The sequence below is a fragment of the Xanthobacter luteus genome, from assembly GCF_040049235.1.
Taxonomy (GTDB): domain Bacteria; phylum Pseudomonadota; class Alphaproteobacteria; order Rhizobiales; family Xanthobacteraceae; genus Xanthobacter.
Genome location: NZ_JBDZDO010000011.1, coordinates 1 through 12,352, shown reverse-complemented (window position 1 = coordinate 12,352; position 12,352 = coordinate 1). Strand labels below are relative to the sequence as shown.

15 protein-coding genes and 1 pseudogene are annotated in these 12,352 nt (G+C 62.8%); 6 read left to right on the top strand and 10 right to left on the bottom strand.

Annotation, left to right across the window (positions count from 1 at the left end; all coding sequences use genetic code 11):
• On the bottom strand, positions 1–85 hold an 85-nt coding region (locus ABLE88_RS23740), incomplete at its 3' end, for a transposase (RefSeq protein ID WP_348834429.1).
• Positions 86–132: 47 nt separating this feature from the next.
• Between ABLE88_RS23740 and ABLE88_RS23735 the strand changes: the two are divergent.
• Positions 133–507: pseudogene (locus ABLE88_RS23735) on the top strand (DUF3363 domain-containing protein).
• A gap of 55 nt (positions 508–562) precedes the next feature.
• Here ABLE88_RS23735 and ABLE88_RS23730 read toward each other — a convergent pair.
• Positions 563–1,447, bottom strand: a complete 885-nt coding sequence (locus ABLE88_RS23730; protein ID WP_348834424.1) for a LysR family transcriptional regulator — start codon at positions 1,445–1,447, stop codon at positions 563–565.
• A 180-nt stretch (positions 1,448–1,627) separates the two neighbouring features.
• Between ABLE88_RS23730 and ABLE88_RS23725 the strand changes: the two genes are divergently transcribed.
• On the top strand, positions 1,628–2,824 hold the full coding sequence (locus ABLE88_RS23725) for an MFS transporter (protein WP_348834422.1): 1,197 nt from the start codon (positions 1,628–1,630) through the stop codon (positions 2,822–2,824).
• Between the two features lie 128 nt (positions 2,825–2,952).
• Here the strand turns inward: ABLE88_RS23725 and ABLE88_RS23720 are convergent, their stop codons facing one another.
• A complete protein-coding gene (locus ABLE88_RS23720; protein ID WP_348834420.1) occupies positions 2,953–3,810 on the bottom strand; it encodes a LysR family transcriptional regulator in 858 nt (285 codons plus the stop codon).
• A 189-nt stretch (positions 3,811–3,999) separates the two neighbouring features.
• Here ABLE88_RS23720 and ABLE88_RS23715 point away from each other — a divergent pair, with 189 nt between their 5' ends.
• A complete protein-coding gene (locus tag ABLE88_RS23715) occupies positions 4,000–5,517 on the top strand; it encodes an MFS transporter (RefSeq protein WP_348834427.1) in 1,518 nt (505 codons plus the stop codon).
• Between the two features lie 39 nt (positions 5,518–5,556).
• On the opposite strand, the gene ABLE88_RS23710 is transcribed toward ABLE88_RS23715, so the two are convergent.
• Positions 5,557–5,931 carry a LysR family transcriptional regulator substrate-binding protein gene (locus ABLE88_RS23710; RefSeq protein WP_348834418.1) on the bottom strand — a complete coding sequence of 125 codons (375 nt, stop codon included), beginning with the start codon at positions 5,929–5,931 and terminating at the stop codon, positions 5,557–5,559.
• Between ABLE88_RS23710 and ABLE88_RS23705 the strand changes: the two genes are divergently transcribed.
• Positions 5,858–6,409 carry a glutathione binding-like protein gene (locus tag ABLE88_RS23705; protein WP_348834416.1) on the top strand — a complete coding sequence of 184 codons (552 nt, stop codon included), beginning with the start codon at positions 5,858–5,860 and terminating at the stop codon, positions 6,407–6,409. The genes ABLE88_RS23710 and ABLE88_RS23705 overlap by 74 nt on opposite strands.
• 96 nt (positions 6,410–6,505) lie before the next feature.
• On the top strand, positions 6,506–6,829 hold the full coding sequence (locus tag ABLE88_RS23700) for a helix-turn-helix domain-containing protein (RefSeq protein WP_348834414.1): 324 nt from the start codon (positions 6,506–6,508) through the stop codon (positions 6,827–6,829).
• A gap of 13 nt (positions 6,830–6,842) precedes the next feature.
• On the opposite strand, the gene ABLE88_RS23695 is transcribed toward ABLE88_RS23700, so the two are convergent.
• From ABLE88_RS23695 to qatB, 6 genes are all read right to left on the bottom strand, one after another.
• A complete protein-coding gene (locus ABLE88_RS23695) occupies positions 6,843–7,718 on the bottom strand; it encodes a hypothetical protein (RefSeq protein ID WP_348834413.1) in 876 nt (291 codons plus the stop codon).
• The gene (locus ABLE88_RS23690; protein ID WP_348834411.1) at positions 7,715–8,962 is read right to left on the bottom strand and encodes a type II toxin-antitoxin system HipA family toxin; all 1,248 of its coding nucleotides are present in this window, start codon (positions 8,960–8,962) and stop codon (positions 7,715–7,717) included. Before ABLE88_RS23690 ends, ABLE88_RS23695 begins: the two co-directional genes overlap by 4 nt.
• Positions 8,955–9,290 (bottom strand): helix-turn-helix domain-containing protein, encoded by a 336-nt coding sequence (locus ABLE88_RS23685; protein ID WP_348834409.1) that lies wholly within the window; start codon positions 9,288–9,290, stop codon positions 8,955–8,957. Before ABLE88_RS23685 ends, ABLE88_RS23690 begins: the two co-directional genes overlap by 8 nt.
• A gap of 65 nt (positions 9,291–9,355) precedes the next feature.
• Positions 9,356–10,120, bottom strand: a complete 765-nt coding sequence (gene qatD, locus ABLE88_RS23680) for a Qat anti-phage system TatD family nuclease QatD (protein ID WP_348834408.1) — start codon at positions 10,118–10,120, stop codon at positions 9,356–9,358.
• Positions 10,117–11,487 (bottom strand): Qat anti-phage system QueC-like protein QatC, encoded by a 1,371-nt coding sequence (gene qatC, locus ABLE88_RS23675; protein WP_348834406.1) that lies wholly within the window; start codon positions 11,485–11,487, stop codon positions 10,117–10,119. The genes qatD and qatC overlap by 4 nt, the downstream gene beginning before the upstream one ends.
• A complete protein-coding gene (gene qatB, locus ABLE88_RS23670; RefSeq protein ID WP_348834404.1) occupies positions 11,484–12,251 on the bottom strand; it encodes a Qat anti-phage system associated protein QatB in 768 nt (255 codons plus the stop codon). The genes qatC and qatB overlap by 4 nt, the downstream gene beginning before the upstream one ends.
• On the opposite strand from qatB, the gene ABLE88_RS23665 reads away from it, so the two are divergent.
• Positions 12,184–12,352, top strand: a 169-nt coding sequence (locus ABLE88_RS23665; RefSeq protein WP_348834425.1) for a transposase, incomplete at its 3' end; no start/stop codon positions are given. The two genes, qatB and ABLE88_RS23665, sit on opposite strands and share 68 nt — an antisense overlap.

Below are 12,352 nucleotides of genomic sequence, written 5' to 3'. Positions count from 1 at the left end.
GACAGACGTCGGCCGTCTTGCCGCCCGCCTCCTGCTCACGCAGCACGCCGATGATCTGTTCTTCCGTGAACCTCGCTCGCTTCAGCGTCCGGTCCTCTCGCTGGGCCGGACTCTAGCGTCAGATGGACCTAAATGCGGGGGGCACAGCACGACCACTTGGTCGACCAGGGCGATGCTAGCCGGCAGCCGGATGGCCGCGTGACCTACCGGCGCAACCCGATCGCCACGCTTCAGGAGCGAGAGGTCGGCCGTGCTGGGGCGGAACGGGCCGAGACGAACCCCATGCCTTTCCGTGCTGCCGTCGATGGCGAGAGCGTTAGCGGCATGTTTGCCGGTACGGTGCAGCTATCGAACGGCACGTTCGCCATCGTCGAGAAGGCTCACGAGTCCGCCCTGGCCCCGTAGCGGCCGGTCATCGACCGTCATCTCGTCCGCAAGGTCGCCGGCATCGTGCAAAGCGGTTCGGTGTCATGGCAGTTGGGGCGGAAAAGGGGACTGGGTCGGTAGTGTCAGGCGACACCGGCATGAGCCGATCATGCTGATCCGGGAAAAGAGAGGACTACTAGGCGAGCAAATTGTCAGCGACAAAATCCACGAACACACGCAGCTTCGGCGAGAGATGCCGGCTTGTCGGCCACATCACGCTGATCTTCGTCCGTGTTTCGATGTATGCGTCGAGGACGCTTTTCAACGAACCGACTTGTAACTGATGCCTGATGGCAAGGTCAGGAACGCAGGCGATGCCAAGCCCGCTTTCGGCAAGACAAATCTGCGGGTCGAGCGTATTCACCACGACGCTATTCAGGAGTTCGACGTGAATTGGTTCGCCCTTGCGCGACAATGGCCACCGGTCGAGCTTGCCCGTGGTGGCAAAGCGAAAAATGAGGCAGGAGTGCCCGGATAGTTCCTCGGGCTCCTGAGGAATACCGGCTGCCTGAAAGTAATCTGGCGAGCCCACGATTGCCCGGCGATAATATCCGAGCGTTCGTGTCATCAGCCGGGAATCGGCATGCTCCCCGGTGCGGATCACAGCGTCAAACCCCTCGTCGATCACATCAGCCACGCGATCGCTAAAATCCAGTTCCAGTCCGATCTGCGGATAGAGCCGCTTGAAGGCAGCGATCTTTTCCATGAACAGGATGCCCATCGACGGTAGGCTGACACGGAGTCTGCCTTGCGGGGCGCCCCGTGTCTGGGAAAGCTCTGTTTCCGCCGCCTCAAATTCGCACAGGATGCGCCGGCAACGTTCGAGGAACATTGCCCCTTCTGCCGTCAGCGTGATGCTACGCGTCGAACGGTGAAACAACTGCGCGCCAAGGCGGTCTTCCAATCGCTGCACGGCCTTGCTGACCGCCGAAGCCGTTACGCCCAGCTTGCGACCGGCCTCCGTGAACCCCCCGGCGTCGGCAGCCTGAACAAAGGCATGAAGCGCTCCGAGACTGTCCATCTGCTACAATTCCCATGCACGACATAAATGTCCAAAGCCATGTGAATTATAGCCGCCTTTTCGGAGGCATGGGAGCGTTTACAATCAGAACCGAACTGGTTGCCACGTCGTCGTCTCCACAGCGGAAGCGGCAGTCCTTTGGCTGCCACCTATTCCAGACTGTCACGGAGACGTGAGCCCATGACCACATCGAGCGAAACCGCAACGCCCATATCGAGGCTGAACAGTCTACCGCTAGGGAATCTGTTGCCGCTTGCCATAGCGGGCTTCATCACGCTGATGACCGAGGTGATTCCGGCAGGGCTGTTGCCTCAGATCGGTGCTGGATTGGGCATTGCTGAGAGCATGGCCGGACAATTCGTAACCGCCTATGCCGCCGGATCGCTGGTTACCGCCATACCCCTGATAATGCTTACCCAAACTATGCGCCGCCGAACGTTACTCCTGGCGGCGCTTGCGGGCTTTGCCATCGTCAATGCTCTGACGGCGATCTCGAATCACTATTGGCTGACCCTTGCGGTACGCTTTCTGGCGGGCATGTCCGGTGGAGTCGTTTGGGCGCTGCTGGTCGGATACGCCGCCCGAATGGCCCCGCCGCACCTTGCCGGAAGAGCGATCGCCATTACAGGGATCGGTGCCCCACTGGCTTTTTTGTTCGGCGTACCGGCAGGCACCTTACTCGGTACGCTATGTGGGTGGCGAATGTCCTTCGGGATCATGAGCATTCTGGCGCTCGTCCTAATTGGCTGGGTGCTTGCGGCATTGCCCGACTTCGCAGGCCAACGGCGCGGCAAGCAACTCTCCGTTCGCCGGGTGCTGACGCTTCCCGGTTTGAAGCCAATCCTGTTTACGATGTTCGCCTTCGTCGTCGCCCACAATATCCTCTATACCTATATTGTTCCGTTCCTCCTCCCGTCCGGTCTTGCACAGCGCGTCGATCTGGTGCTGCTGATCTTCGGCATCTCAGGCATTCTCGGCCTCTGGCTCGTTGGCGCATTGATCGACCGTCGCCTACGGCAAATGGTGCTTGGAAGCATGCTCGCCTTCGGGGGCGTCTCCCTCGCGCTTGGGCTGGCGGGCGCGACACCGGCTGTCATCTTCATCGCAGTGGCGGTTTGGGGATTAGTCCTTGGTGGTGCGCCAACCCTTTTCCAAACCGCCGAAGCGAAGGCTGCCGGAGAGGCGACGGATGTTGCCCAGGCGATGTTCGTCACGGTCTGGAATACGGGTGTAGCCGGAGGCGGCGCTATCGGAGGCGTTCTGCTCGATTGTTACGGCGCAGCGTCATTTCCTTGGGCCGTCCTTATCATGCTGCTTCCCGCGTTGGTTGTCGCAGCGCTGGCCAAAAGACACGGCTTCGTGGACGCCCGACCATGATGGCTCGGCGGTCGTTATCGTTCTCTCGAAGGGAACGGGGTCACTGTCTCGGTACGCGCGGTCGCTCGCATGCGCCGGCGTGCCGGTCCGAAAATGCCAGCCAACGACGCGGGGGGATCGCGCGCCCGTTACCCAGCCATAGCCCTATGCTCTCGAAAGGCGGCCGCGAGCGTACGCAGCGCGGCACGCGATTTGGGATCGGTGAGCGTCGAGTGCAGGACGATCTCGGACGAAGGAAGCGAAGGAAGTCCGAAGCGCTGGCCAATCTCGATCGTGCCGGCCGGCGCGAGGCGACAGGAGAATACGGAGGTGGCCAAGCCTGCGGACACCGCGTCCGAAACCACAGAGGAGCCGCTCCCGAGGAAAACCACCGTCCAGGGTATCCCCACCGCGTCGAGCACGCGGGTGGCGATGTCACGGACGCCGCAGGTCGGCGACAACGAGGCCAATCGCAACGGTTCACCTGCTCGATAAACAAAGCCGGGAGCCGCGAACCAGCCCAGATGATCCGGCGCCAGTACTTCCCCGTCGCGCCGGTCGTCCTCCCGGCGGATGATTGCTGCATCTATTTCGCCACAGTCGAACGCGTCGATCAGATTGCGCGAATTGTCGAGCCGCACTTCTATCGTGAGCGCCGGGTCATGTGCATTCAGCCGCGCCAGCAGCGTTGGAATCTCAGGCCCCGCCACATGAGCGGCAATGCCGAGCGCGAACCGGCGTCGATCCGCGGACAGGCCTGCGATCGCGCGGTCATGCGCGGCGAGAAAGTCGCGCGCGGAATCGAGGAACACCGCGCCCTGGGCCGACAAGCGTACCAGCCGCGGAGTCCGCTCGATCAGCTTCTGGCCGAGCCGATCTTCCAGCCTCTTCAATTTCACGCTGATCGCGCCCTGCGTGGTGCCGAGCACTTCCGCGGCGCGCGTGAAGCTCTGGAGATCGGCGATGGCCACGAAGGCCTGGACGGACTCGACGTCGAGCATCGCCATTTCGACCATCCAGATTCGTTGTCTCTGAAATACTCAGCCATATCATTCTTATATCGTCAAGTTTCGCCTACGATCAGGTCCATCAACAACCGTCGCTCGCAAGACTGCCGTGCCACCCTGGCCTTCGCCGCTGTGGGTGAACGGCCGCGCGCGCGCCGCCGAGTGATCTCGGCGCTGAAAGGCCTGATCATGTCCTTTGCTTCCTCGCGGCAAGGTAACCTTGCCTTGGCCGCCATCTGCTTGTCGGCTCTGATGTTCGGCTTCGAAATATCGAGCGTTCCGGCGATCCTGCCGACGCTGGAGAAAGTCCTTCATGCCGATTTTCAAGAGCTCCAATGGACGATGAACGCCTACACCATCGCCGTGGCGACGGTCCTCATGGCTGCCGGCACACTGGCGGATCGCTTCGGGCGCAAGCGTCTCCTCGTTGTCGCCATCGTTGCGTTCGGCGCCACCTCCCTGCTGTGCGGCCTTGCCCCCAACATGATAACCCTTATCGCCGGGCGCGCGCTCCAGGGAGCGAGCGGTGGCGCCATGCTGATTTGTGGGATCGCAGTGCTCTCGCATCAGTTCAGCACGGCGGCCGACCGAGCCCGGGCTTTTGGCTGGTGGGGCATCGTTACCGGGTTCGGTCTCGGCTTCGGTCCGGTGATCGGCAGCGGGATCGCCGCCCTGATGGGCTGGGCCTGGGTGTTTCTGATCCACGGTTTCATCGCCGTGCTGACCGTCATCCTGGCTTGGCGCGGTGTTCGGGAATCGAAGGATCCAGCCGCTCGGCGCCTGGATCTTGGCGGCATCGCGACCCTGTCACTGGCCGTCTTTTGCGTCGCCTACGTCATTACTCAGGGCAGCGAACTCGGTTTCACCAGCCCGATCGCGCTGGCGATCGTCGCTACAGCCGCCCTCAGCCTCATCGCCTTCGTCATTGTCGAGCAGATCACGCCGCACCCGATGTTTGATTTCTCGGTGTTCCGGATCCGGCCGTTTTCCGGGGCGCTGTTCGGCTCGGTGGGCATGAATTTCAGCTTCTGGCCGTTCATGATCTATCTGCCGATCTGGTTTCAGGCGGGGCTCGGTCTCGACGGGCCGACCGCTGGCCTTGCACTTCTCGCCTACACCCTGCCGACGCTTGTCGTCCCGCCCTATGCCGAACGCCTTTCGTTGCGCCTTGGTGCCGGCACCGTCATCCCGGCGGGACTGTTCGTGATCGGTCTCGGCTTTTTCATCATGAAGATCGGAACAGGCGGTGGTCCGGCGGCCTTGCCGACGACATTGATCGGCGCGTTGCTGGCCGGGATCGGCCTCGGGGCGACCAACACGCCGGTCACCAACACCACGACCGGATCAGTATCCAGCGACAGGGCCGGCATGGCATCCGGCATCGACATGAGCGCCCGGATGATCTCGCTCGCCATCAACATCGCACTCATGGGCTTTGTCTTGGTCGACGGCGTTCTGAAGCGCTTGAGTGAGGTGTCCGGATCGTTCGACGCCACGCGACTTCGGCACGTCGCCGAACAGATCGCCGCCGGAAACGTCGCCGCCCTCGATCATTTCGCCCTGGGAGCGTCGAAGGTACTCGGTCCTGCCGCACTGGCCGGCGGCTTCGGAGACGTGACGCTCTACGGCGCCATCGGCGTCTGGGTGCTGGCCGCACTCAGCGTCTTCACCTTCGGGAGGAGGAAAGATGTCGATGGCGCGTCATGAGGTTGGAGCCAGACGGCCGGCCCGTCCGAGTGTCTTGCGCTATGCCGAGGTCGGCGCGGTCGAGCGACGAGCGACCTCAACGAACAGATTCCCGGCCCGCGACAACGGGCGCGCCGACGAAGCGACGAGTCCGAACTCGTAATGCAACGGCGAAGCGAGCCTCGAAACCCGGAAGCCGCGGTGCTGTTCCGGCAGGGTGGATTCCGGCACGAGGCTGACACCCGCGCCCTCCCGCACCAGGGCAATCGCGCTCGACCAGTCGCGCACCTCGATCTCAACGTTCTGGAGTATCAATCCAGCCGCGTCGGCAAGCGAGCGGGCGTTCATAAGGCACCCGCCGGTGGCGAGAACGAAGGGCGCTGCCGCCAGTTCGGCCAACGAGACCGAAGTACGCCGTGACAGGGGATGCGCCATCGGCAGGATCGGAACCCAGGCATCCCGTCCGAGTGGAACGGCGTTTCTGACCGAAGGACCGGCCATCGTTCAGTATCTGGCCGACCTGAAGCCGGAAGCGGGATTGGCTCCGGCCGTGGGCACAATGGCGCGGGTTCGGCTACAGGAATGGCTCAACTTCATCACCAGCGAGGTTCATGCCGGCTCGATGCCGCTGTTCAATCGAGCCTTGCCGGAGGAGGCGCTGGTGATCTTCCGGGACCGGCTGTTCCGGCGCCTCGACTTCATCGAGGTAAACCTCGCATCTCGGGATTATCTGGTGGGCGACGGCTTCACGGTCGCCGATGCCTATCTCTTCACCGTGCTCGGCTGGATGAAGGGCTTTTCGATCGATTTCGACCGTTGGCCCGCGACCGCGCACTACATGCGGCGGATCGGCGCGCGGGCGTCCGTCCAAGCTGCTTTGGCACGGGAGGCCGAGACGTCTCCGGTGGCATAAAGGAGGAAATGGGGTGCTGGGCCGGTTCAAGTCAACATGGCTGGGGCCGCCCCAGTCGCGTTCGATCGCCGAGCGCGTAGCGGGATCGGAGGCGCGATGCGGCGACGAGCGCACAATGGCCAGGAGGTTACCGATCAACAGAATGCGCTGTTGAGAGGCCGCATCCCCCTCGTGGCGCTGATGCAGACGCCGTCCGTCGCCGAGTATCTGAATTTTCGCCACGCCGCGAATGCTCTCGGCGTCAGCCAGTCGAGCGTGAGTACCCGGATCAAGACGCTGGAGGAGGATTTCGGTGTTGTTCTGTTCGAGCGCCGCCACCGTGGGGTCCGCCTGACCGACGCCGGCCGCAGTTTCATCACGGAGGTAGCCGTGGGGATTGGTCACCTCGATCTTGCAATCAAGACCGCAGGGGCAGTTTAAACGGCGCGATTGGTCATCTGTCGATTGGACTCCTGTCTTCGATCGCTTCGGGCTTCGCCACTTGTCCTATCGGCGCATTGTCGAGAACAGCGCGGGCGCGCGCGGCGGCATCCCGGAGTGGTCGCGGGAAGGTTTGGCGTGTCAGCGTGCGCAGCGCCTGGGCGAGTTCGGCATGGCCAAGGGGGTCGATCATGTTGGCGACATGCAGACGGAGCAAGCCAATGAAGGGAGCGTCCCTGTCTTGCTGATCGATCGGATCGCCCTCGTCGACGGGATCGCGAACCGACAAGTAGGCGTCAGCGGGATTAGAATTGGCTACGCCCCACCGGGCGGCGACCGCGATCCGCTTCACGGTGACTCTTCGGCCTTTGACCGTCACGTCGATGCGTCCTGCTTGCGTCCAAGCGCGCGCGAGCGCTTTCGCAGGTCCACCCGGGTCGTGACAGCCCTTGGCCTCCGCGATTGTGAGCGAGGTCAGATCAGATTTGCACGCGATCCAGTCGGGGAGATCGCCTCGGGCGAGGCGCTTGATCCTGGCCTGCTTGCGACGGTCGAGATCGATCACGTTGTTGCCGAGGTGGGCGAAGATGGAGAGGCCGAAATATCGTTCGAGATAAGCGCGGGCTACAAATCGTCCAAATAGGCCTGACAACGCGACCTTCACTTCGCGCGCGTGGCCGAGCGGTTGTTTGAAAATGAAAGGCGTGCCCACGCCGGTCGGCGCCAGGAGTGCGTCGAGAATGGACCATGCGCCATAGGCAGCGCCCGGTGTCTGGAGCACTTTGCGGATACCGGCATCCTCAATATCTGCTACGTCTAGGTCGACGGTCGTGCCAGTGACGGGGCTGGCAGATGGTGGATCGAAACTGTGAAGGAAGGTTCTCGTCATAGCGCCAGAGCCCGCTTGAGATCATCATGCTCGAAGGCACTGGCCATCCGGTTGACTTCGGCAGCGCGCGCGCCGACCGCCGTGGCGGTCTCGCGCCACGTCGCGGTCACGGTTGCAACCTCTTTGATGATGTCGCGGGCCTGCCCCAGCGTGAGGGCGAAATACTCCGATGCCTGTTCGAGCAGATCGAGCGAGCAAGTGCCCTCGTCGAGATCAATGTTGGTCGTCAGAACCCGCGCCTTGAGATCGGTCGGAACGGGATTGAGATCGTAGGCGGGGGAAAGCGACCATCCCGCCTTTCCGAGCCACAAGAAGCCGTGGTTGCGTAGGTGATCGTCCACGTTGGAGATCAGTACGTTGAAGACGACGCGCCGGTAAAGGGCATGAGCGTCGGTTTTTCCCTGAGCGCCGTACTGAGCCAGGGCATCGACGATCTCGGGATAACTACCGCGTTCACCGTCTTTTGCGCCCATCATCGCCATTGCGGACAGGAAGGGGATACGGATCGTGCCAGCACGGTCGAAGCGCCGCGATAGCATCACCGTCTTGCCGGCGACTTCGATAAGTCTGTGTTGTGGGGTGACGATGCCGACTTGGTCAGCCAGCCGCAGCGCGATTTCTTCCCAGGTCTCCATGCTGTAGTCGTCGGTTTCCTTCGGAAACTTGGCGATCGAGAGGTGACCGTGTTGGTCGATAACCGACGCCTTCGGACGCGCACCGCCGAGGGAGGAGCCGGGGGCGAAGATGAGCTGGAGATCTTCGTCCGTTTCCTCGTCCCGGAGAATCCGCTCGGTGATCTGGAGCAATCGGCCAAGCTCGATTAGAGCAGGAACGCCTGCACGGATCGGCGCCTGGAATTGGTCCTCGCCAACCCAGCGAAAGCGAAGCGCGCCAAGCCTGGTCTCGTCGGCGACGCCGAGCAGATAGTCGCTTTCGGCCAGGGTGCGCACCGCGCGGCCATCGCGCTGGGCGCTGCGCCGCTCCGCACGTTGCATGAGGCGGCGCCCCCAGGTGTCCGGCGCGGAGTCCCCGATGGATCCGAAGGTCGTTAGTCCCGCCGGAGGAGCGAAGGCGCCGCGCGTCAGTGCAAGCGCCGGTTCCAGCGAAAAGCGGTCTGGGTCCTCAAGCCATGCGCCGTCATACTCGAAGAGGATGGTCTCCGCGCCTCGGACACGATTGCTCCTCGCCCGCCCGATCAGCCGTGTGCGGCCGTCCAAATCGATATGGACCTCGAAGTCAGCCATCGGAGGACGATCCGGTTGGCCGCTTGAGATGGGTGCGCTTGGGCAGGTCGGCGCTGGCAAGCGCCTGGCCGACGCTGTCGTTACTGATGTCGGCAACTTGGCTCAGACCGTCGAGCAGGCCGAGCGCCTGCAGGACGCCGGCATAGATGCCGACGCTGACGCTGGTGTCCCCAGCTTCGACCCGCTGCAATGTCGAGCGAGACGTGAACGCGCGTTCGGCTACGACCGCCATCGGCAGCCGTCGGCGTCGACGGGCATCGTGAATGTCCGCTCCAAGCTTGCGTAGCGCGCGCCGCACAGCGGCAGGAGGGGTGTGTGGAGTAGGCATTTTGACACCTTCGCACTACAGATTGGCTGTTTATGTAGCACGAAGATAACAATTTTTCTAGCCCTTCAAGGGCGTCGTCCCAACAGCGAGCTAAGGTTTGATTTTACCACTGCCGTCACAGCACTCACCGGGACCTGCCGCAGGTCGGCGATTGCGGCCGCCGTGGCTTTCACATCAGCGGGTTCGCTGGGACGACCGTCAACCTGTGTGAAGGGGCCGTCTGTTTTCGTCACGATCCGATCTATGAGCAAGTCGCGGACGAGGGAGCGTCCGCGATCTGAGTGGGTCATCTCGGCATTGACGGAAAAATAGCAGCCGGGCATCGCTGCACGTCGAGCTTCGCTTTTGCTTCCAGTGAACCAGTGAAGCACGACAGTGCCGCGGTCTTGAGGGAGATACTGTTCAATCATGTCGAGAACTGCCGAAGCGCTCCTCACGCTGTGCACCCTGAGAATCTTGTTTCCGGCTTCCGTGCATCGCTTGAGAATGCCGCGGAACACGTGCTTTTGCGCATCCATGGATTTGTAAAAGCGCGGACCGGCGTCGAGGCCGACTTCGCCGACATAGCGTGTCTCAGACAGAAAGCGCTCCCACAATGGCAGCTCCGCGGCGCGCTCTGCCACGAGCTGCGGATGCAGGCCGAGCGCAGCCCTCACATAGTGGGTGTGGCGCGTGAGCTCCTGGTTGCGCGCCCAGGCCTTCGGCGTCGTCGTGACGGTCAGTGTGTAGATCCGAGCTGCTTCCGCCCTAGCGATCGCGGCCTCATGGTCGGGATAGAGGTCGAGATGGCAGTGGAAGTCGACGCCGGCGGTTTGAGCATTCTCGGTCATCCCGGCCGCGTCCTCACACCTGCCAGCAGTGCGCCAACCTCCTCAAGACCTCGACGGTAGACACCTGCGAGCGCCATCTGCCGGGCTGGCGATTCATCGAAGAGCGGATCAGGTTTATGGATGAGGATCGGCGCCAGCGCCGGTCGGGCACGAAGCCGCTCGATCGCGAGCTGGAAGGAGCGAATTTGGACACCTTCTGATTGGCGTGTGTCGAGTGCGCGGGCGGTGAGGTCATCGACCGTGTAAACGGTTGAATCTGGATCAGGGCGTAAGCCGGCAACGAGGGCTGCCCGCCTGATGAGACAAGGTAGGCAATATCCACAATGCTGCGTTCCAAGGCCCTGCCAGCGCCCCTTGGTCGGAGACGCGCAGGACAACGACGAGGGAACCAGCCGGCGAAGTAACGCACCATTGGCGCAGGCGCCGACCATCTCACCCTTGGTCCTGTCCCAATAGGGATTTTCAATCCTACCGTTCAGGCCGAGCCCATGGAGCGCGTCATTCCAGCGGGCGATGTAAAACGGATGGGTGGTGCGCGTGCTCAGCGCACCGAGGCGCAGAGGATCGAGCGGCACGTTCACGGCGATGAGGCCGTTCTCGGGAACTTTCAAGCTGAACGGCACTTCGAAGCCGCTGCCGGCGAAGACGCCGAGGGCGAAGAACAGGAACGACCTGCCGCGCGTCGTGTTCTCTCCTCCTGAACCACGGACGAAACCATCCGGGTACGCCATCCAAAGGCGCAAGCGATCGAACGCGCGACCGTGATAGTGGGCCTTCAACGTATCGAAGATGGTGGACTGCGCATCGCTGGTCGCGCCTTCGCCTGCGTGACTGATCAGAAGCGGTGTTCGGCCAGTTTCGAGCGCATCGATTGCGCCGATGAGACTGTCGAGGCCGCCCGAGAAAAGTGCAAGGTCGTCGAAGGGAGGACCGATGGGCCGAGCAGGGCGTATGGGCGCGACTCTGGCAAAACGACGCGGTCGGGCGCGGAACGCGATCGACCAGCGGTCTCCGGTGAGAAAGTTCAGCATCCGGACGAAAGTCGGCGCGACAGCGGTCCAGCGATCGGGATCCGCGACGGGAACGATCAGCCGGATTTCGCGGGTCCAGCCATCCTGCGATTCAGTCGCCGGCGAAATGCGTGTGTCGGCGGCATGGACATGGGCGGCCAGGACCAGGATGTCTACGCCGGTCTCCGTGGGATGAACATCGAGCCGCGACAGATCGCTTATCGCGCGGCCGATCCCGTGATCGAGTGTCCGCTCGCCGGCAATTAGGTCGAGACGTGTTTCGACTTCGCCATCGCCGAGTGGAAAGCGGCTGCGGTCCCCGGGGCCGTATCGACCAATGATGACGTGTCTCCTCATGCGCCTTCCGCCTCCGCATCGCCCATGATCTGCAAGATTCCGAACGCCTGCTCGTAGATGCGCCCGACAAATTGGAGCACGCGATCGGGCGTGAGCGCAGTAGCAGCGGCACGGGCGGTCGTGTGCGCATCGGCCACGCCGCGCCGGATGAAGTCGTTCAATTGCGCCTGGACACGCGCAGCTTCGCGGCTGTCTGACGGCAGGGTGATCGTCTTCGCCCCGATGTCGTTGCAGAGCCGCGCTTCTATCGCATTGGTGGCGTAGAGTTCAAATACCGTCTGCATCTGGTCGGCGGTGAGGCCGTCGAGGTCGGTTATGCCTGCGCCGGCGAGATCGGTGATCGTCTCGATAAATGCTTCGCGTGCGATGCCTTCATCGATCGAACCTCCGTCAGGGCATACATAATCCGCCAACCCGAGGAAGATTTCTTCGATCGGCCGCCCAGCGAGAGCGCCGAGGTTGAGCGCCCGAAGGGCTTCGGTCGCACCGCGGTTAACGGCATCTGACAGGAAGCCAAGCAAGCGGCTGCCTGCGCCACGCGCCGATCCCATCCGTGCAGCGGCCGTGCGTGCCCCGCCTGAGGATGAGCCCACATAGTGCGACACCGCTCGACCGAGGCTCTTGCGATCGCTGCCGCCCGAACCAGCAAAACGTGAGAAGTTGTTGCGAGCCGCTGAGAAGCGCGCTGGATCGGCTATCGGCGGTATCGGCGGGCGGGACGGCGGTTCCGGAGGAGCGGCGAGGTTCACGGAAGAACAGATCATCGGCGTGCTGCGTGAGCAGGAGGCGGGCGGCAAGACGGCCGACGTCTGTCGCCGGCACGGCATCAGCACTGCGACGTTCTACGCCTGGAAGGCGAAGTTCG

Bases quoted from the DNA above. Each gene is read 5' to 3' on its own strand.
- ABLE88_RS23730 (WP_348834424.1), bottom strand. From the start codon at position 1,447: ATGGACAGTCTCGGAGCGCTTCATGCCTTTGTTCAGGCTGCCGACGCC.
- ABLE88_RS23725 (WP_348834422.1), top strand. From the start codon at position 1,628: ATGACCACATCGAGCGAAACCGCAACGCCCATATCGAGGCTGAACAGT.
- ABLE88_RS23720 (WP_348834420.1), bottom strand. From the start codon at position 3,810: ATGGCGATGCTCGACGTCGAGTCCGTCCAGGCCTTCGTGGCCATCGCC.
- ABLE88_RS23715 (WP_348834427.1), top strand. From the start codon at position 4,000: ATGTCCTTTGCTTCCTCGCGGCAAGGTAACCTTGCCTTGGCCGCCATC.
- ABLE88_RS23710 (WP_348834418.1), bottom strand. From the start codon at position 5,931: ATGGCGCATCCCCTGTCACGGCGTACTTCGGTCTCGTTGGCCGAACTG.
- ABLE88_RS23700 (WP_348834414.1), top strand. From the start codon at position 6,506: ATGCGGCGACGAGCGCACAATGGCCAGGAGGTTACCGATCAACAGAAT.
- ABLE88_RS23695 (WP_348834413.1), bottom strand. From the start codon at position 7,718: ATGACGAGAACCTTCCTTCACAGTTTCGATCCACCATCTGCCAGCCCC.
- ABLE88_RS23690 (WP_348834411.1), bottom strand. From the start codon at position 8,962: ATGGCTGACTTCGAGGTCCATATCGATTTGGACGGCCGCACACGGCTG.
- ABLE88_RS23685 (WP_348834409.1), bottom strand. From the start codon at position 9,290: ATGCCTACTCCACACACCCCTCCTGCCGCTGTGCGGCGCGCGCTACGC.
- qatD (WP_348834408.1), bottom strand. From the start codon at position 10,120: ATGACCGAGAATGCTCAAACCGCCGGCGTCGACTTCCACTGCCATCTC.
- qatC (WP_348834406.1), bottom strand. From the start codon at position 11,487: ATGAGGAGACACGTCATCATTGGTCGATACGGCCCCGGGGACCGCAGC.
- qatB (WP_348834404.1), bottom strand. From the start codon at position 12,251: ATGATCTGTTCTTCCGTGAACCTCGCCGCTCCTCCGGAACCGCCGTCC.